Source organism: Terribacillus sp. FSL K6-0262, assembly GCF_037977385.1.
GTDB lineage: Bacteria > Bacillota > Bacilli > Bacillales > Amphibacillaceae > Terribacillus.
This window is the reverse complement of the sequence record NZ_CP150277.1, coordinates 1,631,414-1,658,079: the sequence shown is the minus strand read 5'-3', so window position 1 is coordinate 1,658,079 and position 26,666 is coordinate 1,631,414. Positions and strand designations below refer to the sequence as shown.

Genomic DNA, 26,666 nt, shown 5'->3' with positions numbered 1-26,666 from the left:
ACAGCCTATCAAGGCTGTGGCTTTTTTTAGAACAAATAAACCAGGAAGGGACTGATGATGACCATCAAGATCAAGACTAGGACAGCTGCTGCCCCTTTTTTATTATCGGTCTTGTAAAGAGAGTAACAGAACAGTCCCGTATAGATGGTGATGGAAATGACCATAAGCGCCATATAGAAGTGATACATCAATCCCGCACCTCTCTCAAATCGGATTCCCGCAGGATCTTACCGAACTCCATGCTTTTTACTTTGATGTGCAGTCGGATATTTGCATTTGGATAGATTTTTTTCGACCAATCAGCTTTTTCATAATCCTTGATTGTCAGGAATTTGCTCCTGATATGCAGCGACCAGTAAAAGGGCTCCAGTTTATATTCATCCTGTGTTTTTCTGATTAATTTGCTTGCGCTGTCATGCAATTGTTTTTCAAGTGAATCATGCAGGATTTTCCTGTGGCGAGAATTGAGCATATAGTTTTCTGTGCTTGGAACAGCGGCAATATTCATATGCACATTGACAAATACATCAATATTTGTCTTGTTATCGGGCTTATAGTCTATCTTCACTTTCGCTTTGGCGACTTGTACACGGGCAGTTATTCCAAAGTCAGGCCTTAGCGGATCTTGGTAGGTTGCTATGATTTCTTCCAGAGGCTGCGTCTTATCAAACATCAGGCAAAAACGTGTTTCTTCCCCTGTCAAGGTATCGATCATCTGTCCCTCCTTGAATACGGCCGATCCCATGAATTGTGTAGGGTTACTTCCTTTTAATTGAACCTCGCCAGCCTTGAATCGGTCTTCTTCTCCATATTCCTCTTTGGGGTCCTTGTCATTGGTGGCAAAGGGTGCAATGAAGAGATCTGCATCGCCTTCCGTGATCTGAAAGTACCGAACCAGGGGGGCATCGGGAATAACCCCTGTTTCTTTGGCTCGATCCAGCATGAATTGGAAATACTTATGTGGTCGAGTCTCCAATTTCGGTTTATTTTGCTTGATGAAATCCTCGGCTTTCTCCTTGCTGATGACGAGCTGTGCATTGAGTCTCAAATCCACTGTACTTGGTGCGGATTGCATCACATTGATGAATTCCTTTGAACGAGCCAATTCCTGGGAAACGATGACGACCCGGGCTTGATCCAAGGTTATCGCTTTTGCCACGGATGCATTGGCAGCGCTCATGGCAGAAAAAAAGTTTGAACCTAATACACTGACTATCTCTTGAGGCGGCTCTGTAGTGGATGAATTTGCGACGGAGCTGCCTACTTCAGGGTTGGACATTTCAAATGTGAAACGAAAGATTTTGTCTTTGTCTGTCTTATCGATCCCAACGCTGATGACGTAGGCCTGCTCTTCCAATTCCTTACGGTCGTAACAGCCTCCGAGAATGATGGTCAGCTGTATTGCTAAGAGGATGAGGATAAGCTTTTTCATGTTTTTCTATCCCTCCAGTAAGATGCTCCCCATAGCAGAAAAGGGAATAAGAAGAAAATAGGCGTCATAAATTGCAGGCTCTTTTCCCTGAAAATCATTTCATTGACGACAAAGCTAGGCGGAATGAGTGAAACCATCATGGCGATGAACCCCATTGGCAGCAGGAGACCTTCAAATCGTTTTATCTCGAAGATGGCTCCGAAAATCCAGCTTAGCAAGTAAAGGAAGATGGTAAATCGAATGAAGTTGGAGAACATCCAGCCGACCATGAAGAAAGTGCTGATATTTGTAAAAAAATGTCTTAAGGGAATGATTTCAGTCGATTCTTGATAAAGAAAAGCTATATTATTGATGGAATTATAATCAAACAGCATCGTATAAATCGCATAGAAGGTGATGATCAGGATAGCGGATAGTCCGCCGCCCCAAAAGATGCCCAGCCGGAAATATTTGGTGTGGTGAAAAGCCGAGTAAGCAATCGTTATCAGGAATATTTCCATAAAGGCAGCCGATTTGGATATGCCTTCCCGAAGGACCGTACCCACACCTCCACCGAATATCGGGAAAATGCGTAATAATTCAGCTGCTCTTATATCCACTATCAATACGGAAATGACTGTAAGCACGATTATAGGGAGCAGTGCCCAGGCCAAGCTTCCGATTGTCTCCAGCCCTTTATGGGCGACAATCAGGCAGATGCCGAGAAAGAGGACATAAATAACGAGCGTTGGCGAATTCGGGAAATATAAATAGTTGATCTCTTCCACCACATTGCGCATATCCGTGAACATGGATAAATAACCGCAGATCATAAGCAGCAATGCAAGGGCGGTTCCGGCTTTCTTTCCAAGCAGGTGGAAGATAAGTTCCACCAGATTATAATTTTCATATTTCTTCAGCAGGGACATGAGAAGCAAAAAGGGACCTAATAAAAAGAGAAAGGAGATTATCGGTGCCAGCCATATGGCATTTTGGGCCTGGTCGGCAAAAAGGGCCGGGGTTGTATCGCCCCCTTTTAAACCGATAAGCAAAAAAATTAACGCCAATAGTTCACGAACACGTAATGGCTTGTTATTTAGTCTCATGATGATAACCTCCTTCTAATATTTATCCCAGTCTTTTGGATTCAGGAATCCAGGTCTCCATTTTTCCTTTTTCAGTATCTTGCGGAAAAACGTATCGCGTGTCGATTTGTTTGTGGGTGTAGCTGGTGCGAAGTAGTTCACGCCAAAGGATGTAATGGATACGACATATGCCGCCCAAATCACTATGGCTCCCAGCAGACTGAGCAATCCGTAAAAACTGGCAGCTACGATGAAAAGGAATCTGGATATCCGCAAGGTATGGTTGATGCTGTAGTTGGCAGCAGCGAACGAGGATAACCCGCTCAGTGCCACAATGATGACAACGATCGGACTGACGATATTTGCTTCGACTGCCGCTTGTCCCAGGATCAACGCCCCGACGATACCGATGGTCGGTCCGAGTGGTGAAGGAATGCGCACACCTGCTTCCCGGATTAATTCGAAGGCTATTTCCATCATTAAAATCTCGAAGATGATCGGCAGCGGGACCCGTTCCCTGCTGGCTGCTATGGCAAGGAGCAAATCGATCGGGATGAGCTGACTATGGTAATTTGTTATGGCTACATAGGTGGCAGAGACAAATAAGGTGATGAAATAGGCGATGGCTCTGATCAATCTGCTGAAATTCCCGAAGGCCCATCGCAGATACCGATCCTCGGGAGAATGGAAGAAAGACCAGATGGTGATCGGTACAATCAGACAGGATGAGGAGTTCTCCATCAAAAGGATCACATAGCCGTCTGCGATGAAGTTAGCCGCATTGTCCGGCCGTTCTGTATACAGAGTCGTAGGAAAAAGAGAGGCAGGCCTTTCCTCCAGGAATTGCTCCAGCACCTCGATATTTCGTACGCTATCGACTGTGATTTCCCTTAGCCGCTTTTTGATATTCTCCAGTATTTCATCGTTTACGAGGTCCCGGGCATAAATAAGGGATACTGGCATGGCGGGTCTTGTGCCAACCTCGATATTTTCGACAATCAAATCTTTGGAGGGGATCTGTTTCCGGAAAATGGATATATTTGTCGGTAGAGACTCCGTGAAGGATTCCTTTGGTCCCCTGACGGTTTTCTCATTTTCTGGTTTTTCGATGTTGCGATGTTTGAAGTTATCGATTTTAGCTTCGAACCCTTCCTTGTCCCCATCTTTAAAGATGATGGCGCTGCCTGTCATAAGGCCCTTCTCTACATCATTCATGTCCTTTACACTGCTGAGATTGGACAATGTGACAATTCGATCGACGGATACGTCCTTTTTGGTTTCCATCAATGGCGTTACGATATGGTCATTCAGCTGTTTTGTATCGACTATGGTGGAGTAGTAGAATATATGGTATTTACCAGTAGCTCCCCTTAATTCCCTTGAGACGAAATCGTAATTGATGCCATATAAGTATTGTTTTTCGATATAGTCCACATTTTTTTTCAGGCTCCTGGATATTTCTGTGGTTTTTCGTTTCTCCACAGCCTCTGTCTTCTTTTTCTGCCAAGGAAACACACCGATCACCTCTCTGTTGTTCCGTTAGTGTGTCTAATCAGCCGATATTTTATGAACGGATGACACGATTCGGGCCTATCTTTCGATAATAGAAACAGAATGGGTTGTGAAATTGTGACAGCAACCGCTTTTATCTAGTACAAGGCTGCATAAGGTATCATATGGCAGTCAAAAAAGTAAGGGAGATGGTCGAATGGTGAAGATTTATGTAGACCCAGGACACGGAGGTTCCGATCCGGGAGCGACAGCAAACGGGATTCAGGAGAAGAATGTGGTTTTGGCAATCGGGACATCGATCCGTAATATCCTGCAGCTGGAGTATGAAAATGCAGAGGTTCGCATGTCTCGTACGGGGGATACATTCCCCTCACTTACCCAGCGGACGGATGATGCGAATGCTTGGGGTGCTGATTTCTTCCTGAGTATCCATGTCAATGCTGGGGGCGGCACAGGCTATGAGGATTATATTTATACGACACTATCAGACAGCTCCGAAACAGGAGTGATGCGCGCCCGGATTCACGAAGAAGTGATGAAGCTGAATGGCATGTCAGATCGCGGCATGAAAAAGGCGAATTTCCATGTGCTTCGGGAAACGGCAATGCCTGCTGTGCTGACGGAGAATGGTTTTATCGACAATAGTGCCGACGCAGCAAAGATGAAATCCAATTCATGGATCCAGAATGTGGCGCGAGGGCATGTCAACGGTTTGGAAAGAGCATTGGGTCTGCGAAAAAAATCGGGCTCTGATACAACCTTCCTGATTCGAGTGAAAGTTGCTTCCTTGTACTATTATGATGCGCCGGATTGGAATGCGCGTGCCGGTATAGTAAGCCAAGGGGAAGTGTTCACAGTGGTGGAGACACTTACCGTCAATGGTTCGACGATGTATAAACTGAAGAGCGGAAACTATATAACAGCAAACCCGCAATATGTGGAAATCATCTAACACAAAGATGGCTGCCTAATGGCAGCCATCTTGCGTTAGAAATTTAGGGGAAATCTTTAAATTCATTGTAGCACGAAATTTGACGAATTTGGATACCCATCTTACTTTCCCAAGTTTCCTATAGATTCTTCCGATTTACCTGCTGAAAGGAGAGGCGCTTTCTTATTGACGGTCATGATTTTCTTTTAATTTTCCGGCCGTATCCTGCAGGTTGCCTTTTGCTTTGTCTTTCTTCCCATCTGCTTGCATGCCTTTGTCGTTTTTCGCGTTGCCAATCTGGTCCTTCGCTTCGCCCTTGATCTTGGAAACGGCACCTTTTACTTTTTCACTCAGACTTTGTTTATTTTCAGCCATTTTCAATCCCTCCTTGTATGAAAGTATGAAAGGTTGTCTAAATCTGTTCCCGCTAAAAAAAAAGATAAACTTTCTTGGTTCAGGGTTTAGAATCTGTCAGGGCGGGAATAGTGTTACCAGGTATCCCCCATACCACTAATCTGCTAAGTGTAAGAAAAGACCCGCTCGATGAAAGAGCGGGTCTTTTGCGTTTGCATTCTCCTATATGGTGGAAAACAACCAGCAGGAATGATTAAAGGAGGATGAAAGTGCAGACGCATCAGCTTTATATCAACGGAACCTTTGTTACCTCTGAGTCAGAAGAGACAATTGATATTCTTGACCCGGCTACGGAAGAAGTCATTTCCAATATCCCAAAAGCGACTGAAGAGGAGGTGGAGCGAGCCGTCGAAGGAGCTGCCGCAGCCCAGAAAGGATGGGAGCAGACGCCGGCAATCGAGCGGGCCAGGATTGTACGCCAGCTAGGTGATGAGCTGGAGAAACGAAAGGATGCTTTTGTTTCCTTGCTGCAGGAGGAACAAGGGAAGAATTACGAGCTTGCCACTGGCGAAGTGGATATGGCAATCGATTTCTTCCGCTATACTTCTGAATGGGCCCGCCGGATCGAAGGCGATATCGTCCCTAGTGATCGGCCAAATGAAAATATCCTCATTTTCAAGAAACCGATCGGGGTGGTTGCTGGTATCGTGCCATGGAACTTCCCAGTATTCATTCTGGCACGTAAGGTGGCCCAAGCTTTGACAGCAGGCTGTGCACTTGTATTGAAACCAAGTCAGCAAACACCAAATACAGCATATGAGTTCACCAAGATGGTGGATGAATTGGGCATCGTGCCGGACGGCGTTTATCAGTATGTGACAGGTACAGGATCCGCATTGGGGAATCAGCTCGCTTCTCATCCGAAAGTGGACATGATTTCGATTACCGGCAGCGTGGAAGCAGGAACAAAGGTAATGGAAGCCGGCGCACGGAATATCACCAAGGTCAATCTCGAACTTGGGGGTAAGGCACCTGCCATCGTCACAGCGAATGCCGATCTGGATTTGGCTGTTGAGCAAATCAAAGCATCCCGTCTGCTGAACAATGGCCAGACATGTACGAATGCAGAGCGCGTCTATGTACAGGAAAGCATAGCCGAAGCATTCACAGATAAACTGAAACAAGCATTTGAGCAAGTTTCCTATGGTAATCCCGCTGAGGATCATGATGTAGAAATGGGACCGCTTGTGAGCAAGGATCGACTGGAAACGGTGGAAGAAATGGTGGCGGCAGCTGAAGAAGAAGGCGCTGTCTGTATCATTGGCGGCAAGAGGGCAGATGCAGAAAAAGGCTACTTCTATGAACCGACCATCCTGGCCAACGTACAGCATGACTCCGAAATCATCAAAAATGAAATTTTCGGACCTGTTGTTCCGATCGTTACGTTCACCGACCTGGAAGAAGCAATTGAAATGGGGAACGATACGGAATACGGTCTTTCCTCTTCTGTATATACGGAAGATATTCATGAAGCGTTGAAAGTGATCAACGAGCTGAAGTTCGGGGAAACATATGTCAATCGCGAAAACATGGAAGCCGTGCAAGGGTATCATGCCGGGATCCGTAAATCAGGCCTTGGCGGTACCGACGGCAAGCATGGAATCGAGGATTTCCTCATCACACAAGCAGTGTACATGCAATATAAGAAATAATGCAGGGCACCCGTTATAGGAGCGGGTGCTCATTTTTATGTTTTCGCTTTGTTTGGTAAGGAAAACAAGGTACAATGGAAATAACCTACTTGCTTTGCTGATGCAGACAGAGGCTTTTTTATTCGTATTTATTGTAAACGCTTACAAATTTAAGGGAAGGATGTCGAATCATGAAAATGTTAGCACCTCTCGCCGGAAAGCACAATGTAACGGATTTTGAAGCACTACGTCAGTCGTTTGAGTGGAGTCAGATGGAGCGGGAATTCTCCTGGTTTAATACGGGCAAATTGAATGCTGCTTACGAGGCTGTGGATCGTCATGCGGAAAATCCAGCTAAAGCAGATCAGCTTGCCTTGATTTATCAAAATGGGGAAATAGAAGAGAAGTGGACGTTCAAGCAGCTAAAAGAACACAGCAGCCGGGCGGCTAATATGCTGAAGTCGCTTGGCGTCACAAAGGGTGATCGAGTTTTCTTGTTCATGCCCCGCTGTCCTGATTTTTACGCAAGCTTCTTTGGTATTCTCAAAAATGGTGCTGTAGCCGGACCTCTATTCGAGGCTTTCATGGAACAGGCAGTGGAAGATCGGTTGAAGGATAGCAGAGCCAGTGTGTTGATAACCACTGCAGAACTGCTGCCGCGTGTGAAAAGAGATGACCTCCCGGATTTGAAAGAGATCATCGTACTCGGCAGCGAGTCATTTGAGGGGGTGCATGACTACACCGAATTGATGGAGAAAGCATCGCCTGAATTCGAGCCGGTTTGGCTGGATAAAGAAGATGGCATGCTCCTGCATTATACCTCTGGGTCCACTGGCAAGCCCAAAGGTGTCTATCATGCCCATAGGGCGATGATCCAGCATTATGCCACCGGCAAATGGGTTCTTGATTTGCAGGAGGATGATATATATTGGTGTACGGCTGATCCGGGTTGGGTTACAGGAACAAGTTATGGCATATTTGCACCGTGGCTGAATGGGGCGACGAATGTAATTGCCGGCGGACGCTTTACACCAGAGGCTTGGTACAAGATCATCGAACGTCATAAGGTGACGGTTTGGTATACTGCCCCGACTGCATTGCGGAAGCTGGCGGCAGCAGGTGAAGGGGCTGCCCGTGCCAATGATTTGTCCTCGCTTCGTCATGTCCTCAGTGTCGGGGAGCCTCTGAACCCAGAAATCATCTATTGGGCGGAAGAAGTTTACGGCAAACGTGTCCATGATACTTGGTGGATGACCGAAACAGGCGCCATGCTCATCGTCAATCATCCGACACTGCCGATCAAGCCGGGAGCCATGGGCAAACCGATACCCGGGATCGAGGCTGCCATCATCGATGATGCGGGGAATGTACTTCCGCCGCACACAAGCGGAAATCTGGCAGTGAAGGCTGGCTGGCCATCGATGATGAAAACAATCTGGGGCAATCAGGAAAAATTCGATAGTTATTTCATCAAGGGCTGGTATGTATCAGGTGATAGCGCCAAAGTGGATGAAGAAGGGTATTTCTGGTTTGAGGGACGTTTGGATGATGTGATCAACACCTCTGGGAAACTGGTCGGACCCTTTGAAGTGGAAAGCAAGCTGATCGAGCATCCGGCAGTTACGGAGGCTGCGGTAATCGGGAAGCCGGATGAAGAACGCGGGGAAATCATCAAGGCCTTCATCACTCTGGATAAGGGACATAAAGATTCCGTGGAGCTGCGGGAAGAAATCCGCTTATTCATTAAAAGAGGATTAAGTGCACATGCTGCTCCAAGGGAAATCGAAGTCGTCACTTCCATACCGAAAACAAGAAGCGGCAAAATCATGCGCCGCCTCTTGCGGGCGAAAGAACTGGGTCTTCCTCTTGGGGATACATCCACTTTGGAGGATTGACAGGTTTAATCCCCGGCTCATGTGGAATCATACATTGTGTGATACTTTTAAAAAGGAGTGTTGGACAATGGCTAAGATTGCTACTGTAATAACGGATTCCTTTGAGGATGTGGAATACACGGATCCAGCCAAAGCGTTCAAGCAAGCTGGTCATGAAGTGACAACAATCGAGATGGAAGCAGGTAAAAGTGTAACCGGTAAGCAAGGGGAAGCGACAGTACCAATCGATAAAGGTATCGATGACGTGAAACCGGAAGATTTCGACGCCCTCTTCATTCCAGGCGGAGGATCACCTGATAATTTGCGTGCGGATGATCGATTCGTGAATTTCGCGAAGCACTTCATGGACGAGAAAAAGCCGGTCTTCGCAATCTGTCATGGTCCGCAGCTGCTGATTACCGCCAAGACACTTGAAGGACGCAAGGCGACAGGCTATAAATCCATTCAGGTGGATATGGAATATGCCGGAGCCACTGTGGAAGACAAGGAAGTTGTCGTTTGTCAGAATCAGCTGGTTACAAGCAGACAGCCGGATGACATTCCAGCATTCATCGACGAATCCTTGAAGCTATTGAAATAAGTATGGATAATCACTCCCGGCGAAATGCCGGGAGTTTTTCATAGGAGGGAGAATATGATCGTTCGAGAAAGTGATGAAGGGAAAACGGTGTTGATTCCCCAGCATGCGCATGCGGCTATTTCCGGGGAAATAGCCAGGCATTGGCGAAAGGATGATCCCGAATCACCGATTCAGCGCCCGGAGGCGATCATGGCAATCGATCAGCATGACAGAGCCTGGATTCCCCTGGATGAAGTTCCAAAACAAAAACCGGATGGGAGCGGATTTTATAGCTTTATTGATTACCCCCTGCCGGATAAACTGCGTGCATATCAGCAAGGCATCATGGAAGTCCGTGAACAATCCCGTTATGCAGCTATTTTATGCAGCCGGCATTATTGCTCCTTTTTTTCGGAAGATACAGATGATGAACGGATTAAAGCATTCCTGGAGCGAGAAGAGGGTTTGCAGCAGACAGATAGGCAGGCGCTAACACCGGCTGAACTAGCTACATTGGATATCGACCAGAAGCTTCTATCCTTTTGTGATAATGTTTCCCTCTATCTGTGCATGAATAAGCCGGGAGTGCCGAAACAAGATGAAGTGAACTGGTTCCGGGATGGCTTCAAGGAACGATTTTCCTTTGCGGATAAGATCGTCGGGGAATGGATATCGACAAACGAGGTCAGGCTGACCCCGTCTCCGCTTGAAGGGCCTGTACGGTTGGCCATTCCGCAATTGATGGCAGCAGGTGATGACTACAGGGAAGAAAAGCTTTGGATAACGGTGATATAAAAAAAGAGCAGTCTTGAACTGCTCTTCAAAGTTTCCTGATAGTGAAGTTATCGGTAAGTAATAGCCAGTTTTGGGGAAAGGAAAGACCGAGCTTCCAATAACTGATACCGCGCAAGTCCAGCTCCTTGATCAAGTCGAATTTTGCCTGGATGGAACGGGCATCCTCAAACCAAACCTCATGCTGTGCACCATCTGCAGCTGTATAGTTGAAAAAAGGTGCTTGTGCTGTTGTGTCGTATTGAATCGCAGCATTATTTTCACGGGCAATCGCGATGGCCCGCTGCGGACTGACTGCCCTGGCATAGTCCCCTCCCGGTTCATAAGGAAGTGTCCAATCATAGCCGTATAAATTTTGACCCAGCACGATCTTGCTGGCAGGCATTTCCGTTAGTGCATATTCCACTACCTCCCGTACATTCGGTAGTGGAGAAACCGCTAATGGCGGCCCGCCGCTGTAACCCCACTCATACGTCATCAAAACGACAAAATCGACTATCTGCCCATGTGCAGCATAATCATGTGCTTCGTACCATTGTCCTTGCTGGGTCGCGCTCGTCTTCGGCGCCACTGCTGTCGAAACACGCAGTCCCTGCGGGTGAAATCTGGCCACGGCCCGTCTGAGGAAGTTATTATAGTCCTCCCGATTTTCCGGAGGCAGGAATTCAATATCGAAGTGCACCTCACGAAATCCAACATCCCTGGCAGTATTGATGATATTTGTGAACAAACGGTCCTGGACCGAAGTGACGGTGACGATCCGAGCCCCCAGCTCGGCGCTGAACTCTCCGTTTTCGATGGTTGAGACAGCCAGGCTCAGAGTAGTGTTATTGTTTTGGGCTATCGAGGCAAATTCATTCAAGGGAGGGGCAGTGAGATTTCCTTCCCGATCCACTTGATAGCTGAATGGCATCAGGTAAGTGAGATATGGGGCGCGTTGTCTTGCTGCATTCTCCAAAGCCTGGGAGACGGTATTTCCAGACGGCTCGATATAAGCATTCGACTCAATCTGTCTTTTTGGTCTGGCTGGCAGATATAGACGCTGACCTGGCTGCAAGATTGCCGAGGCCGGGATATTATTGATGCGGGCGAGCTCAGCAACCGATAAATCATTTCTGCTGGCAATGGCGTAAAGACTGTCCCCTGCTTGGACATAATAGAATGAGCCGATGATCGGAATCACCAGTGTCTGACCAACGACAAGATCATCCGGAGCTTCCAATTCGTTTGCGGTAATCAATTCCCGACTTGTAGTGCCATAACGGCTTGCGATGCCAGCCAGTGTATCACCGGCCCGCACGGTATATATTTGCAAAACGACTCCTCCTTTAAAAAGCCTCTGTAGAAAGGCTATGCTCGGAGGAGCCATCCTATGTCAAATTGGATCTATATTGGCGCTGAGGGTCATTTCTATGACACGCAGGGCGTCGTCATTTTGATTTTTCGTATTGGATGCTACACAGTTCTTTGGCACATCCAGCTCGAATTCCCGCATATGGGCGTCATTGGCTGAGAAGATGACGCAGATATTCCCGGCGATGCCTGCCAGAATGACGTGATTGCAATGGAGCTCTTTCAAAAGGGAGGGCAGCGATGTCTGGAAGAAGGCAGAATGCTTCGGCTTCAACAGAAAGTAATCATCTTCAGTTGGCATCATCGAGTCGATGATTTCTTTATTGTCCTCATTCCTGCAATAATCAGCTATTTTTTTGAAGTTGTCCTGCCAAATCCCATAGTGATCATTTACGAAGATGACAGGCCAGTCATTCTCCTTGGCCTTTTGTCGCAGCTTTTTCCAGTTAGGAAGGATTTTTTTCGTATTCTCCAGCAGCTTATCACCGTCGGGGAAGTCGAAATTGTTGAATACATCTATAAACAAGACAGCTTTTTTATCACTCATGATGATTCCCCTTTACTTCGTAGTAGGAAGCTTCTTATACTTATACATTATCAACTTTGCGTGATTTGAAACCTTTGGATAGAAATGTGGGAGATAGAAATGACAACCGATGCTTATTGGATGGAGCAAGCGATACAAGAAGCAAGACGTGCCGAGCATCTCGGAGAAGTACCGATAGGAGCAATAATCGTGAAGGATGGAGAGATCATCGCTTCGGGATTCAATCTCAGGGAGACGACCCAGCAGGCGCATTCCCATGCAGAAATGCATGCCATCCAGGCTGCCAATGAAAAAATCGGCAGCTGGAGGCTGGAGGATTGCGATCTGTACGTGACCCTTGAGCCGTGTCCGATGTGCGCAGGAGCCATTATCCAATCACGGATCCGCCGTGTCATATTCGGTGCCTATGATCCTAAAGCAGGCTGCGCGGGCACTTTATATAATTTACTGGAAGACGAGCGGTTTAATCATCAAACAGAAGTGACAGGCGGTGTGCTGCAGGAGGAATGCGGTTGGCTGCTGACGTCATTCTTCCGGGAATTGCGGAAACGGAAATCAGCCGAAAACAGCCGGGATTGATTTTTTTTCGTAAACAAGCTATACTATAAAGTGCGCTATCGAAGCGCCTAACTTTATTCACAACTTAGCCGTGCTAAGCGGGGAGGTAGCGGTGCCCTGTACTCGCAATCCGCTGTAGCGAGGCCGAATTCCCACCCGAGGTAATACGGCTTTAAGGTCTGCCATAAGGAATTGGTGCTGACACCCGGGTCCTGCGCAACAGGAACCTGTGAACCCTGTCAGGTCCGGAAGGAAGCAGCAGTAAGCAGTTCCTCCTGTGTGCCGCGGGGAAGCCTGGGTCGAGCCATGAACTTATGTAACGCTTAGATCCGTATTATCGACGGTGGGTGCACGGCGCTTAACCAATAAACAATCAGAGTCCTTGCCATTTGGTAAGGGCTCTTTTTATACATGTAGTATCCATAACTTAATTCCGTTATAATGAGGAAAGAATGAAAAAAGGAGCGCGGCGTGATGAGTTATCAAGCGTTATACCGTGTCTGGAGGCCGAAGACATTTGCTGATGTAGTAGGCCAGGAGCCGATTATCCGTACATTGAAGAATGCGATCATGCAGGATAAGTTCTCGCATGCCTACTTGTTTTCCGGTCCTCGCGGTACCGGGAAGACAAGTGCTGCGAAGATATTTGCCAAGACCATCAACTGTGAGCATGCGCCCGTGGAAGAAGCATGCGGGGAGTGCTCTGCTTGCAGGGGTATCCAGGATGGTTCGATTGCGGATGTGATCGAAATCGATGCAGCGTCCAATAACGGTGTCGAACAGATACGTGATATCCGGGACAAAGTGAAATATGCTCCTAGTGCGGTCAAATATAAAGTGTATATCATCGATGAAGTGCATATGCTCTCGATCGGGGCATTCAATGCACTTCTCAAGACGTTGGAAGAGCCGCCGAAACATGTGGTCTTCATTTTGGCGACGACAGAGCCGCATAAGATTCCGCTGACGATCATCTCGCGCTGTCAGCGTTTTGATTTCAAGCGAATCAACCAGCAAGCAATGGTAAACAGGATGAAGGAAATCCTTGAGAAGGAACAGATCACTGTTTCCGAAGATGCCGTGGAGTCAGTCGCTCTTGCAGCAGAAGGCGGGATGCGTGATGCACTCAGCCTGCTCGATCAAGCTATTTCCTATAGTGAAGATGTCGTGGAACTGGAGGATGTGCTTGCTGTCACCGGAGCCGTTTCACAGGATAGACTTACCGAGGTCATCCGGGCTTGCGCAAGACAAGATGTCCAAACAGCCCTTGAACAAGTCGATCTGCTGATACAGGATGGGAAAGACCCAGGACGGTTCGTTTTTGACCTTATCTATTACTTGCGGGATTTGCTTATGTTTCAAAGTGCCCCTGGCATGGAAAACATCCTCGAACGTGTATTGGTGGACGATGGTTTCAAGCAGCTGGCGGAGGAAGTGGACGGCGCTTGGATCCAGGACGCCATTGTCGAATTAAATCGCTGCCAGCAGGAAATCAAATGGGCGAACAGTCCGAAAGTATTCGTGGAAATCGCTATTTTGCATATTGCCGATCAAAGTGCTCCTGCAGCCAGTGTGGAAGCCGAGGCTGTACAGCAGCTGACCCGCAAGATTTCACAGCTGGAACAGGAATTGAAGCAATTGAAACAGCAGCCGCAAGCAGCTGCGGCTCCAGCCGAACAGCCCAGACGTCCAGCAAGGACAGGAAGCAAGAACAGCTATCGTATTCCGTTTGAACGTATACGCCAAGTATTATCGGAAGCAACAAAGGATGAGCTGAAGCTTGTGGCCGAGCACTGGGCTAGCTTTATGGATGCCTTGAAGCGGCAAAGCGCCCCCGCTCATGCTACGATTCTCAACAGCAAGCCAAGGGCTGCTTCCCAGAATGCACTCATCATTGGCTTTAAATATGAGATCCACTGTTCACTTGCCTTGGAACACAAAGACACGATAGAATCATTATTAGCAGAACGGATCGGTCATCAAGTTACAGTGATCCCGATTCCGGAGGCGAATTGGACAGAACTGCGGGAAGATTTTCTGAAGAATCAAAAGCAGCAGGATTCGGATGAGGATAAAAAGCAGGAGGAAGACCCGATCATTGCGGAGGCAAGGAAACTGGTCGGGGATGACTTACTCGAAATAAAAGAATGACAATCAATCCAAGGAGGGATTTTTCCATGCGTGGTGGTGGGAATATGAATAATATGATGAAACAAATGCAGAAAATGCAGAAGAAGATGATGCAGGCTCAGGAAGAGCTTTTCGAAATGACTTTCGAAGCGACTGCAGGAGGCGGTGCCGTGAAGGTGATCGCCAATGGTAAGAAGGAAATAACCGATGTAGTCATCCAGGAAGAAGTAGTGGATCCGGATGACGTGGAAATGCTTCAGGATCTGATCATCTCTGCAACGAATGAAGTGCTGAAACAAGTCGATGAAAAATCCAACCAGACAATGGGACAGTTCACAAAAGGGCTACCTGGAGGAATGTTCTAGGAGGCAGCTGAATAGATGTATTATCCCGAACCGATTTCGAAACTGATCGACAGCTTCACTAAATTGCCTGGAATCGGGCCGAAGACGGCCGTGCGCCTTGCCTTTCACGTGCTTAGCATGAAGGAAGATGACGTCATGGATTTCGCGAAGGCTTTAGTGAACGCTAAACGTGAATTGACCCATTGCAGCATTTGCGGTCATATAACCGATCAGGATCCTTGTAGCATTTGTCAGGATGAATCAAGAGATAGCTCTCTCATTTGTGTCGTACAAGATCCAAAAGATGTCATCGCCATGGAGAAGATGCGGGAATTCAATGGGAAGTACCATGTATTGCATGGTGCGATTTCTCCCATGGATGGCATCGGACCTGAGGACATCAATGTGCCGTCATTATTGAATCGTCTAAAGGATGAAGAAGTGAAGGAATTGATCCTGGCTACCAATCCGAACATAGAAGGCGAAGCGACGGCGATGTATATATCCAAGCTAGTCAAACCATCTGGTATACGGACAACCAGGATTGCACACGGTCTGCCAATGGGTGGGGATCTGGAATATGCAGATGAAGTCACCCTTTCCAAAGCAATGGAAGGCAGAAGAGAACTGTAAAGCAGGTGAGATAATGGCTGGCAGAAAATTGAAGAAGTCCGATGTGGATAAAGAGTTGTTAGAGGCTATATTCAAGATGAAAAATGATTGGATGAGCATCCGATCCATCATAGAAAGAAGTGTCGATGCAAGTGAAATGGGACAGTATGATTTACAAGTGGCACAAGCCAAGTATTTATTCATGCTCCGTGAAGCAAGACACCGTAATTTGAACGCATTGCGTACTTGACGCAATGCGTGTTCTTTTTTTTTGTCCGTATTCATAGTGTAGAAAGCAGGACAAGTTAAAGGAGAGATGGATTATGTCGTATGCTATCATCGGAGTGCTTTTGGCAGCAGTGGTTGTCTTACTTATCTCAGGAACTTCCGGGAAGCTGTTCAGCTTAATGATCAAAGGTTCGATCAGAGTGGTGCTGGGTGTCTTTCTATTATTTTTATTTAATGTAGTAGGTGCGCTTGCTGGTCTTCATATCCCGATCAATGCAGCAACTGCGGTCTTGGCAGGTCTATTGGGAATTCCAGGGATTGCATCATTGGCTGCAATTCAATATTTTTTAGTATAAAGTCTTGCATTATATCCATAAACGTGATAAATTATTCAAGTCGCTTCGGAACGGAGTAGACAGCAAGAAAAAAAACATGTTGACAACGAGAGTTGAAACATGATATGATGTTCTAGTCGCCAAATGAGCGGCAGAACGAAATTGATCTTTGAAAACTGAACAAAACAACCAATTACGAACTAAACGACATGATCGTAAGATCAACGTCAGCTCTGACGAGCAATGCATCAACACTTTCATGGAGAGTTTGATCTTGGCTCAGGACGAACGCTGGCGGCGTGCCTAATACATGCAAGTCGAGCGCAGGAAACCAGATGACCCCTTCGGGGTGATTCTGGCGGAATGAGCGGCGGACGGGTGAGTAACACGTGGGCAACCTGCCTGTAAGACTGGGATAACTCCGGGAAACCGGGGCTAATACCGGATAGTATTTCCTTTCTCCTGATCGGAAATGGAAAGACGGTTTCGGCTGTCACTTACAGATGGGCCCGCGGTGCATTAGCTAGTTGGCGGGGTAACGGCCCACCAAGGCGACGATGCATAGCCGACCTGAGAGGGTGATCGGCCACACTGGGACTGAGACACGGCCCAGACTCCTACGGGAGGCAGCAGTAGGGAATCTTCCGCAATGGACGAAAGTCTGACGGAGCAACGCCGCGTGAGCGATGAAGGCCTTCGGGTCGTAAAGCTCTGTTGTCAGGGAAGAACAAGTACAAGAGTAACTGCTTGTACCTTGACGGTACCTGACCAGAAAGCCCCGGCTAACTACGTGCCAGCAGCCGCGGTAATACGTAGGGGGCAAGCGTTGTCCGGAATTATTGGGCGTAAAGGGCGCGTAGGCGGTTTCTTAAGTCTGATGTGAAAGCCCACAGCTTAACTGTGGAGGGTCATTGGAAACTGGGGAACTTGAGTGCAGAAGAGGAGAGTGGAATTCCACGTGTAGCGGTGAAATGCGTAGATATGTGGAGGAACACCAGTGGCGAAGGCGACTCTCTGGTCTGTAACTGACGCTGAGGCGCGAAAGCGTGGGGAGCAAACAGGATTAGATACCCTGGTAGTCCACGCCGTAAACGATGAGTGCTAGGTGTTAGGGGGTTTCCGCCCCTTAGTGCTGAAGTTAACGCATTAAGCACTCCGCCTGGGGAGTACGGCCGCAAGGCTGAAACTCAAAAGAATTGACGGGGGCCCGCACAAGCGGTGGAGCATGTGGTTTAATTCGAAGCAACGCGAAGAACCTTACCAGGTCTTGACATCCGCTGACAACCTTGGAGACAAGGCGTTCCCTTCGGGGACAGCGTGACAGGTGGTGCATGGTTGTCGTCAGCTCGTGTCGTGAGATGTTGGGTTAAGTCCCGCAACGAGCGCAACCCTTGATTCTAGTTGCCAGCATTCAGTTGGGCACTCTAGAGTGACTGCCGGTGACAAACCGGAGGAAGGTGGGGATGACGTCAAATCATCATGCCCCTTATGACCTGGGCTACACACGTGCTACAATGGATGGTACAAAGGGCAGCGAAGCCGCGAGGCTAAGCAAATCCCATAAAACCATTCTCAGTTCGGATTGCAGGCTGCAACTCGCCTGCATGAAGCCGGAATCGCTAGTAATCGCGGATCAGCATGCCGCGGTGAATACGTTCCCGGGCCTTGTACACACCGCCCGTCACACCACGAGAGTTGGTAACACCCGAAGTCGGTGAGGTAACCTTTTGGAGCCAGCCGCCGAAGGTGGGATCAATGATTGGGGTGAAGTCGTAACAAGGTAGCCGTATCGGAAGGTGCGGCTGGATCACCTCCTTTCTAAGGATAATTGGAACTACTACTTCGTAGTAGACACGTAATTGGGTTGTTTGTTCAGTTTTGAGAGATCAATCTCTCTTGTGAACCTTGAAAACTAGATAAGAAACAACATGCCAGAACATCAAACTTTAAAGCAAGACAATATATATTGTCGCGATTTAATGCATCATGCGTTATTAGTTAAGTGAAGAAGGGCGCACGGTGGATGCCTTGGCACTAGGAGCCGATGAAGGACGGGACTAACACCGATATGCTTCGGGGAGCTGTAAGTAAGCTTTGATCCGGAGATTTCCGAATGGGGGAACCCGCTATCCGTTATTGGATAGTACGCATTACTGAATACATAGGTGATGCGAGGCAGACCCGGGGAACTGAAACATCTCATTACCCGGAGGAAGAGAAAGCAAATGCGATTTCCCAAGTAGCGGCGAGCGAAACGGAATCAGCCCAAACCAGAAGGCTTGCCTTCTGGGGTTGTAGGACACTCCTTTGGAGTTACAAAGAAACCATGTAGACGAAGCGGCTTGGAATGGCCCGCCATAGAAGGTAAGAGCCCTGTACTTGAAATGTGGTTTCCTCCGGAGTGTATCCTGAGTACGGCGGAACACGTGAAATTCCGTCGGAATCCGGGAGGACCATCTCCCAAGGCTAAATACTCCCTAGTGACCGATAGTGAACCAGTACCGTGAGGGAAAGGTGAAAAGCACCCCGGAAGGGGAGTGAAATAGAACCTGAAACCGTGTGCCTACAAGTAGTCGAAGCCCGTTAATGGGTGACGGCGTACCTTTTGTAGAATGGACCGGCGAGTTACGATCCCCTGCAAGGTTAAGTTGAAAAGACGGAGCCGCAGCGAAAGCGAGTCTGAATAGGGCGACATAGTAGGTGGTCGTAGACCCGAAACCGTGTGATCTACCCATGTCCAGGGTGAAGGTCAGGTAACACTGACTGGAGGCCCGAACCCACGCACGTTGAAAAGTGCGGGGATGAGGTGTGGGTAGGGGTGAAATGCCAATCGAACACGGAGATAGCTGGTTCTCTCCGAAATAGCTTTAGGGCTAGCCTCAAAGGATGATGGTTGGAGGTAGAGCACTGATTGGACTAGGGGCCCTCATCGGGTTACCGAATTCAGTCAAACTCCGAATGCCAATCAATCTACTTTGGGAGTCAGACCATGGGTGATAAGGTTCATGGTCGAAAGGGAAACAGCCCAGACCGCCAGCTAAGGTCCCAAAGTGTGTGTTAAGTGGAAAAGGATGTGGCGTTGCTTAGACAACCAGGATGTTGGCTTAGAAGCAGCCATCATTGAAAGAGTGCGTAATAGCTCACTGGTCGAGTGACGCTGCGCCGAAAATATACCGGGGCTAAACACACCACCGAAGCTGCGGATTGACATCTACGATGTCAGTGGTAGGAGAGCGTTCTAAGGGCTGTGAAGGTCGATCGTGAGGACGGCTGGAGCGCTTAGAAGTGAGAATGCCGGTATGAGTAGCGAAAAAAGAGTGAGAATCTCTTTCATCGAAAGCCCAAGGTTTCCTGAGGAAGGCTCGTCCGCTCAGGGTTAGTCGGGGCCTAAGCCGAGGCCGAAAGGCGTAGGCGATGGATAACAGGTTGATATTCCTGTACCACCTAAATCCGCTTGAACGATGGGGGGACGCAGGAGGATAGGGAAAGCGCGCTGCTGGTCATGCGCGTCCAAGCCGTGAGGAAGTTGAGCAGGCAAATCCACTCAACATGATTCCAGGCGGTTATGGGGAGGGAAATTTAGTACCGAAGTTCCTGATTTCACACTGCCAAGAAAAGCCTCTAGTGAGGAAATAGGTGCCCGTACCGCAAACCGACACAGGTAGGCACGGTGAGTAACCGAAGATGATCGGGAGAACTCTCGTTAAGGAACTCGGCAAAATGACCCCGTAACTTCGGGAGAAGGGGTGCTTCTTTTTAGGAGAAGCCGCAGTGAAAAGGCCCAAGCGACTGTTTAGCAAAAACACAGGTCTCTGCAAAGCCGTAAGGCGAAGTATAGGGGCTGACACCTGCCCGGTGCTGGAAGGTTAAGGGGAATGGTTAGGGACTTCGTCCCGAAGCTGTGAACCGAAGCCCCAGTAAACGGCGGCCGTAACTATAACGGTCCTAAGGTAGCGAAATTCCTTGTCGGGTAAGTTCCGACCCGCACGAAAGGTGCAACGACTTGGGCACTGTCTCAACGAGAGACCCGGTGAAATTATACTATGCGTGAAGATGCGCATTACCCGCGACAGGACGGAAAGACCCCGTGGAGCTTTACTGTAGCCTGATATGGAATGTTGGTACAGCTTGTACAGGATAGGTGGGAGCCTTGGAAACCGGAGCGCCAGCTTCGGCGGAGGCATCCGTGGGATACCACCCTGGCTGTATTGACATTCTAACCCAGAACCGTCATCCGGTTCGGAGACAGTGTCAGGTGGGCAGTTTGACTGGGGCGGTCGCCTCCCAAAGAGTAACGGAGGCGCCCAAAGGTTCCCTCAGAATGGTTGGAAATCATTCGTAGCGTGCAAAGGCAGAAGGGAGCTTGACTGCGAGACCTACAAGTCGAGCAGGGACGAAAGTCGGGCTTAGTGATCCGGCGGTGCCGTATGGAAGGGCCGTCGCTCAACGGATAAAAGCTACCCCGGGGATAACAGGCTTATCTCCCCCAAGAGTCCACATCGACGGGGAGGTTTGGCACCTCGATGTCGGCTCATCGCATCCTGGGGCTGTAGTCGGTCCCAAGGGTTGGGCTGTTCGCCCATTAAAGCGGTACGCGAGCTGGGTTCAGAACGTCGTGAGACAGTTCGGTCCCTATCCGTCGTGGGCGTTGGAAGTTTGAGAGGAGCTGTCCTTAGTACGAGAGGACCGGGATGGACGCACCGCTGGTGCACCAGTTGTTCCGCCAGGAGCACAGCTGGGTAGCTACGTGCGGAAGGGATAAGTGCTGAAAGCATCTAAGCATGAAGCCCCCCTCAAGATGAGACTTCCCATCATTTTAAATGAGTAAGATCCCTCAGAGACGATGAGGTAGATAGGTTCGAGGTGGAAGCGTGGTGACACGTGCAGCTGACGAATACTAATCGATCGAGGACTTAACTAAAAAACGAAAAGCGGAAAAGGCCGTTTAGAAACGTAGGAATAAGCGAGAAAGCCCGTAGTGGAGTGTACTTCTTCACGAAGGGATTTATCGCTTAGGCCATAGTTTCTGGCCTTTGGAGCTGGATCTAGCCGCAGCGCCAGATCCCTTAGTAAGTCAACGCCAAAGACCAAGCACTCCGGTGCTTGGCACGCATGAGATGTACAGCAAGGATGTTTCTTATCTAGTTTTGAGGGTTCATTCCATATGAATTCTTGCATTGTCTGGTGGTAATAGCGAAGAGGTCACACCTGTTCCCATGCCGAACACAGCAGTTAAGCTCTTCAGCGCCGATGGTAGTTGGGTTCGCCCTGCGAGAGTAGGACGCTGCCAGGCAAAATGAAATCCCTGATCCTTATGTGGATCAGGGATTTTTATTTCTTTTTTATAATAAAGTATTGCAGTATACCCTAATACATGATAATATATTTAAGTCGCTTCGGAACGGAGCGGACAGCAAGAAAAAAACATGTTGACAACGAGAGTTGAAACATGATATGATGTTCTAGTCGCCAAATGAGCGGCAGAACGAAATTGATCTTTGAAAACTGAACAAAACAACCAATTACGAACTAAACGACATGATCGTAAGATCAACGTCAGCTCTGACGAGCAATGCATCAACACTTTCATGGAGAGTTTGATCTTGGCTCAGGACGAACGCTGGCGGCGTGCCTAATACATGCAAGTCGAGCGCAGGAAACCAGATGACCCCTTCGGGGTGATTCTGGCGGAATGAGCGGCGGACGGGTGAGTAACACGTGGGCAACCTGCCTGTAAGACTGGGATAACTCCGGGAAACCGGGGCTAATACCGGATAGTATTTCCTTTCTCCTGATCGGAAATGGAAAGACGGTTTCGGCTGTCACTTACAGATGGGCCCGCGGTGCATTAGCTAGTTGGCGGGGTAACGGCCCACCAAGGCGACGATGCATAGCCGACCTGAGAGGGTGATCGGCCACACTGGGACTGAGACACGGCCCAGACTCCTACGGGAGGCAGCAGTAGGGAATCTTCCGCAATGGACGAAAGTCTGACGGAGCAACGCCGCGTGAGCGATGAAGGCCTTCGGGTCGTAAAGCTCTGTTGTCAGGGAAGAACAAGTACAAGAGTAACTGCTTGTACCTTGACGGTACCTGACCAGAAAGCCCCGGCTAACTACGTGCCAGCAGCCGCGGTAATACGTAGGGGGCAAGCGTTGTCCGGAATTATTGGGCGTAAAGGGCGCGTAGGCGGTTTCTTAAGTCTGATGTGAAAGCCCACAGCTTAACTGTGGAGGGTCATTGGAAACTGGGGAACTTGAGTGCAGAAGAGGAGAGTGGAATTCCACGTGTAGCGGTGAAATGCGTAGATATGTGGAGGAACACCAGTGGCGAAGGCGACTCTCTGGTCTGTAACTGACGCTGAGGCGCGAAAGCGTGGGGAGCAAACAGGATTAGATACCCTGGTAGTCCACGCCGTAAACGATGAGTGCTAGGTGTTAGGGGGTTTCCGCCCCTTAGTGCTGAAGTTAACGCATTAAGCACTCCGCCTGGGGAGTACGGCCGCAAGGCTGAAACTCAAAAGAATTGACGGGGGCCCGCACAAGCGGTGGAGCATGTGGTTTAATTCGAAGCAACGCGAAGAACCTTACCAGGTCTTGACATCCGCTGACAACCTTGGAGACAAGGCGTTCCCTTCGGGGACAGCGTGACAGGTGGTGCATGGTTGTCGTCAGCTCGTGTCGTGAGATGTTGGGTTAAGTCCCGCAACGAGCGCAACCCTTGATTCTAGTTGCCAGCATTCAGTTGGGCACTCTAGAGTGACTGCCGGTGACAAACCGGAGGAAGGTGGGGATGACGTCAAATCATCATGCCCCTTATGACCTGGGCTACACACGTGCTACAATGGATGGTACAAAGGGCAGCGAAGCCGCGAGGCTAAGCAAATCCCATAAAACCATTCTCAGTTCGGATTGCAGGCTGCAACTCGCCTGCATGAAGCCGGAATCGCTAGTAATCGCGGATCAGCATGCCGCGGTGAATACGTTCCCGGGCCTTGTACACACCGCCCGTCACACCACGAGAGTTGGTAACACCCGAAGTCGGTGAGGTAACCTTTTGGAGCCAGCCGCCGAAGGTGGGATCAATGATTGGGGTGAAGTCGTAACAAGGTAGCCGTATCGGAAGGTGCGGCTGGATCACCTCCTTTCTAAGGATAATTGGAACTACTACTTCGTAGTAGACACGTAATTGGGTTGTTTGTTCAGTTTTGAGAGATCAATCTCTCTTGTGAACCTTGAAAACTAGATAAGAAACAACATGCCAGAACATCAAACTTTAAAGCAAGACAATATATATTGTCGCGATTTAATGCATCATGCGTTATTAGTTAAGTGAAGAAGGGCGCACGGTGGATGCCTTGGCACTAGGAGCCGATGAAGGACGGGACTAACACCGATATGCTTCGGGGAGCTGTAAGTAAGCTTTGATCCGGAGATTTCCGAATGGGGGAACCCGCTATCCGTTATTGGATAGTACGCATTACTGAATACATAGGTGATGCGAGGCAGACCCGGGGAACTGAAACATCTCATTACCCGGAGGAAGAGAAAGCAAATGCGATTTCCCAAGTAGCGGCGAGCGAAACGGAATCAGCCCAAACCAGAAGGCTTGCCTTCTGGGGTTGTAGGACACTCCTTTGGAGTTACAAAGAAACCATGTAGACGAAGCGGCTTGGAATGGCCCGCCATAGAAGGTAAGAGCCCTGTACTTGAAATGTGGTTTCCTCCGGAGTGTATCCTGAGTACGGCGGAACACGTGAAATTCCGTCGGAATCCGGGAGGACCATCTCCCAAGGCTAAATACTCCCTAGTGACCGATAGTGAACCAGTACCGTGAGGGAAAGGTGAAAAGCACCCCGGAAGGGGAGTGAAATAGAACCTGAAACCGTGTGCCTACAAGTAGTCGAAGCCCGTTAATGGGTGACGGCGTACCTTTTGTAGAATGGACCGGCGAGTTACGATCCCCTGCAAGGTTAAGTTGAAAAGACGGAGCCGCAGCGAAAGCGAGTCTGAATAGGGCGACATAGTAGGTGGTCGTAGACCCGAAACCGTGTGATCTACCCATGTCCAGGGTGAAGGTCAGGTAACACTGACTGGAGGCCCGAACCCACGCACGTTGAAAAGTGCGGGGATGAGGTGTGGGTAGGGGTGAAATGCCAATCGAACACGGAGATAGCTGGTTCTCTCCGAAATAGCTTTAGGGCTAGCCTCAAAGGATGATGGTTGGAGGTAGAGCACTGATTGGACTAGGGGCCCTCATCGGGTTACCGAATTCAGTCAAACTCCGAATGCCAATCAATCTACTTTGGGAGTCAGACCATGGGTGATAAGGTTCATGGTCGAAAGGGAAACAGCCCAGACCGCCAGCTAAGGTCCCAAAGTGTGTGTTAAGTGGAAAAGGATGTGGCGTTGCTTAGACAACCAGGATGTTGGCTTAGAAGCAGCCATCATTGAAAGAGTGCGTAATAGCTCACTGGTCGAGTGACGCTGCGCCGAAAATATACCGGGGCTAAACACACCACCGAAGCTGCGGATTGACATCTACGATGTCAGTGGTAGGAGAGCGTTCTAAGGGCTGTGAAGGTCGATCGTGAGGACGGCTGGAGCGCTTAGAAGTGAGAATGCCGGTATGAGTAGCGAAAAAAGAGTGAGAATCTCTTTCATCGAAAGCCCAAGGTTTCCTGAGGAAGGCTCGTCCGCTCAGGGTTAGTCGGGGCCTAAGCCGAGGCCGAAAGGCGTAGGCGATGGATAACAGGTTGATATTCCTGTACCACCTAAATCCGCTTGAACGATGGGGGGACGCAGGAGGATAAGGAAAGCGCGCTGCTGGTCATGCGCGTCCAAGCCGTGAGGAAGTTGAGCAGGCAAATCCACTCAACATGATTCCAGGCGGTTATGGGGAGGGAAATTTAGTACCGAAGTTCCTGATTTCACACTGCCAAGAAAAGCCTCTAGTGAGGAAATAGGTGCCCGTACCGCAAACCGACACAGGTAGGCACGGTGAGTAACCGAAGATGATCGGGAGAACTCTCGTTAAGGAACTCGGCAAAATGACCCCGTAACTTCGGGAGAAGGGGTGCTTCTTTTTAGGAGAAGCCGCAGTGAAAAGGCCCAAGCGACTGTTTAGCAAAAACACAGGTCTCTGCAAAGCCGTAAGGCGAAGTATAGGGGCTGACACCTGCCCGGTGCTGGAAGGTTAAGGGGAATGGTTAGGGACTTCGTCCCGAAGCTGTGAACCGAAGCCCCAGTAAACGGCGGCCGTAACTATAACGGTCCTAAGGTAGCGAAATTCCTTGTCGGGTAAGTTCCGACCCGCACGAAAGGTGCAACGACTTGGGCACTGTCTCAACGAGAGACCCGGTGAAATTATACTATGCGTGAAGATGCGCATTACCCGCGACAGGACGGAAAGACCCCGTGGAGCTTTACTGTAGCCTGATATGGAATGTTGGTACAGCTTGTACAGGATAGGTGGGAGCCTTGGAAACCGGAGCGCCAGCTTCGGCGGAGGCATCCGTGGGATACCACCCTGGCTGTATTGACATTCTAACCCAGAACCGTCATCCGGTTCGGAGACAGTGTCAGGTGGGCAGTTTGACTGGGGCGGTCGCCTCCCAAAGAGTAACGGAGGCGCCCAAAGGTTCCCTCAGAATGGTTGGAAATCATTCGTAGCGTGCAAAGGCAGAAGGGAGCTTGACTGCGAGACCTACAAGTCGAGCAGGGACGAAAGTCGGGCTTAGTGATCCGGCGGTGCCGTATGGAAGGGCCGTCGCTCAACGGATAAAAGCTACCCCGGGGATAACAGGCTTATCTCCCCCAAGAGTCCACATCGACGGGGAGGTTTGGCACCTCGATGTCGGCTCATCGCATCCTGGGGCTGTAGTCGGTCCCAAGGGTTGGGCTGTTCGCCCATTAAAGCGGTACGCGAGCTGGGTTCAGAACGTCGTGAGACAGTTCGGTCCCTATCCGTCGTGGGCGTTGGAAGTTTGAGAGGAGCTGTCCTTAGTACGAGAGGACCGGGATGGACGCACCGCTGGTGCACCAGTTGTTCCGCCAGGAGCACAGCTGGGTAGCTACGTGCGGAAGGGATAAGTGCTGAAAGCATCTAAGCATGAAGCCCCCCTCAAGATGAGACTTCCCATCATTTTAAATGAGTAAGATCCCTCAGAGACGATGAGGTAGATAGGTTCGAGGTGGAAGCGTGGTGACACGTGCAGCTGACGAATACTAATCGATCGAGGACTTAACTAAAAAACGAAAAGCGGAAAAGGCCGTTTAGAAACGTAGGAATAAGCGAGAAAGCCCGTAGTGGAGTGTACTTCTTCACGAA

At 49.1% G+C, this 26,666-nt stretch carries 18 protein-coding genes, 5 rRNA genes and 1 other RNA gene; 17 read left to right on the top strand and 7 right to left on the bottom strand.

What is annotated here, in order from left to right; all coding sequences use genetic code 11:
* Nucleotides 1-26: 26 nt before the first annotated feature.
* Genes MHI54_RS08680 through MHI54_RS08665 form a run of 4 tightly spaced genes read right to left on the bottom strand, consistent with a single transcriptional unit; the run spans nt 27 to nt 3,930 of the window.
* Nucleotides 27-188 carry a hypothetical protein gene (locus MHI54_RS08680; RefSeq protein ID WP_158221516.1) on the bottom strand — a complete coding sequence of 54 codons (162 nt, stop codon included), beginning with the start codon at nt 186-188 and terminating at the stop codon, nt 27-29.
* Nucleotides 188-1,432, bottom strand: coding sequence for a Ger(x)C family spore germination protein (locus MHI54_RS08675; RefSeq protein WP_095215696.1), 1,245 nt, complete (start codon nt 1,430-1,432; stop codon nt 188-190). Before MHI54_RS08675 ends, MHI54_RS08680 begins: the two co-directional genes overlap by 1 nt.
* Nucleotides 1,429-2,517, bottom strand: coding sequence for a GerAB/ArcD/ProY family transporter (locus tag MHI54_RS08670; RefSeq protein ID WP_340082895.1), 1,089 nt, complete (start codon nt 2,515-2,517; stop codon nt 1,429-1,431). Before MHI54_RS08670 ends, MHI54_RS08675 begins: the two co-directional genes overlap by 4 nt.
* A gap of 15 nt (nt 2,518-2,532) precedes the next feature.
* Nucleotides 2,533-3,930: a spore germination protein gene (locus MHI54_RS08665; protein ID WP_233134959.1), complete on the bottom strand. Its 1,398-nt coding sequence runs from the start codon at nt 3,928-3,930 to the stop codon at nt 2,533-2,535.
* Nucleotides 3,931-4,204: 274 nt separating this feature from the next.
* On the opposite strand from MHI54_RS08665, the gene MHI54_RS08660 reads away from it, so the two are divergent.
* Nucleotides 4,205-4,960, top strand: a complete 756-nt coding sequence (locus MHI54_RS08660) for an N-acetylmuramoyl-L-alanine amidase (protein ID WP_095215694.1) — start codon at nt 4,205-4,207, stop codon at nt 4,958-4,960.
* A 162-nt stretch (nt 4,961-5,122) separates the two neighbouring features.
* Here the strand turns inward: MHI54_RS08660 and MHI54_RS08655 are convergent, their stop codons facing one another.
* On the bottom strand, nt 5,123-5,314 hold the full coding sequence (locus MHI54_RS08655; protein ID WP_095215693.1) for a CsbD family protein: 192 nt from the start codon (nt 5,312-5,314) through the stop codon (nt 5,123-5,125).
* Nucleotides 5,315-5,562: 248 nt separating this feature from the next.
* Between MHI54_RS08655 and aldA the strand changes: the two genes are divergently transcribed.
* The 4 genes from aldA to MHI54_RS08635 all read left to right on the top strand — a co-directional run bounded on the left by aldA (nt 5,563) and on the right by MHI54_RS08635 (nt 10,233).
* Nucleotides 5,563-7,005, top strand: coding sequence for an aldehyde dehydrogenase (aldA, locus tag MHI54_RS08650; RefSeq protein WP_095215699.1), 1,443 nt, complete (start codon nt 5,563-5,565; stop codon nt 7,003-7,005).
* A gap of 170 nt (nt 7,006-7,175) precedes the next feature.
* Nucleotides 7,176-8,879, top strand: coding sequence for an acetate--CoA ligase (acsA, locus tag MHI54_RS08645; RefSeq protein ID WP_095215692.1), 1,704 nt, complete (start codon nt 7,176-7,178; stop codon nt 8,877-8,879).
* A gap of 67 nt (nt 8,880-8,946) precedes the next feature.
* Entirely contained in the window at nt 8,947-9,459 is a 513-nt protein-coding gene (locus MHI54_RS08640) for a type 1 glutamine amidotransferase domain-containing protein (protein ID WP_340082893.1), read from the top strand.
* A 54-nt stretch (nt 9,460-9,513) separates the two neighbouring features.
* Nucleotides 9,514-10,233, top strand: a complete 720-nt coding sequence (locus MHI54_RS08635) for a DUF3891 family protein (RefSeq protein WP_158221515.1) — start codon at nt 9,514-9,516, stop codon at nt 10,231-10,233.
* Between the two features lie 25 nt (nt 10,234-10,258).
* Here the strand turns inward: MHI54_RS08635 and MHI54_RS08630 are convergent, their stop codons facing one another.
* Nucleotides 10,259-11,545, bottom strand: a complete 1,287-nt coding sequence (locus tag MHI54_RS08630) for a glycoside hydrolase family 18 protein (RefSeq protein ID WP_233134958.1) — start codon at nt 11,543-11,545, stop codon at nt 10,259-10,261.
* A 60-nt stretch (nt 11,546-11,605) separates the two neighbouring features.
* Nucleotides 11,606-12,130 carry an isochorismatase family cysteine hydrolase gene (locus MHI54_RS08625; protein WP_095215688.1) on the bottom strand — a complete coding sequence of 175 codons (525 nt, stop codon included), beginning with the start codon at nt 12,128-12,130 and terminating at the stop codon, nt 11,606-11,608.
* Between the two features lie 99 nt (nt 12,131-12,229).
* Here MHI54_RS08625 and tadA point away from each other — a divergent pair, with 99 nt between their 5' ends.
* The 12 genes from tadA (at nt 12,230) to MHI54_RS08565 (ending at nt 26,587) form a co-directional block, all read left to right on the top strand.
* Entirely contained in the window at nt 12,230-12,709 is a 480-nt protein-coding gene (gene tadA / locus MHI54_RS08620; RefSeq protein ID WP_095215687.1) for a tRNA adenosine(34) deaminase TadA, read from the top strand.
* Between the two features lie 68 nt (nt 12,710-12,777).
* Nucleotides 12,778-13,043, top strand: an RNA gene (gene ffs / locus MHI54_RS08615) — signal recognition particle sRNA large type.
* Between the two features lie 119 nt (nt 13,044-13,162).
* Nucleotides 13,163-14,839 carry a DNA polymerase III subunit gamma/tau gene (dnaX, locus tag MHI54_RS08610; RefSeq protein ID WP_095215686.1) on the top strand — a complete coding sequence of 559 codons (1,677 nt, stop codon included), beginning with the start codon at nt 13,163-13,165 and terminating at the stop codon, nt 14,837-14,839.
* A 26-nt stretch (nt 14,840-14,865) separates the two neighbouring features.
* A complete protein-coding gene (locus tag MHI54_RS08605; protein WP_095215685.1) occupies nt 14,866-15,183 on the top strand; it encodes a YbaB/EbfC family nucleoid-associated protein in 318 nt (105 codons plus the stop codon).
* A 15-nt stretch (nt 15,184-15,198) separates the two neighbouring features.
* Nucleotides 15,199-15,795, top strand: coding sequence for a recombination mediator RecR (recR, locus tag MHI54_RS08600; protein ID WP_095215684.1), 597 nt, complete (start codon nt 15,199-15,201; stop codon nt 15,793-15,795).
* Between the two features lie 13 nt (nt 15,796-15,808).
* Nucleotides 15,809-16,024 (top strand): YaaL family protein, encoded by a 216-nt coding sequence (locus MHI54_RS08595; RefSeq protein ID WP_095215683.1) that lies wholly within the window; start codon nt 15,809-15,811, stop codon nt 16,022-16,024.
* A 73-nt stretch (nt 16,025-16,097) separates the two neighbouring features.
* On the top strand, nt 16,098-16,358 hold the full coding sequence (locus tag MHI54_RS08590; RefSeq protein ID WP_095215682.1) for a pro-sigmaK processing inhibitor BofA family protein: 261 nt from the start codon (nt 16,098-16,100) through the stop codon (nt 16,356-16,358).
* Between the two features lie 235 nt (nt 16,359-16,593).
* Nucleotides 16,594-18,155 (top strand): 16S ribosomal RNA (locus MHI54_RS08585).
* A gap of 178 nt (nt 18,156-18,333) precedes the next feature.
* A 23S ribosomal RNA gene (locus MHI54_RS08580) occupies nt 18,334-21,258 on the top strand.
* A gap of 259 nt (nt 21,259-21,517) precedes the next feature.
* Nucleotides 21,518-21,630, top strand: a 5S ribosomal RNA gene (rrf, locus tag MHI54_RS08575).
* A 292-nt stretch (nt 21,631-21,922) separates the two neighbouring features.
* Nucleotides 21,923-23,484, top strand: a 16S ribosomal RNA gene (locus MHI54_RS08570).
* Between the two features lie 178 nt (nt 23,485-23,662).
* Nucleotides 23,663-26,587: ribosomal RNA gene (locus MHI54_RS08565) — 23S ribosomal RNA — on the top strand.
* Together the 16S, 23S and 5S rRNA genes form the textbook arrangement of a ribosomal RNA operon.
* Nucleotides 26,588-26,666 lie beyond the last annotated feature (79 nt).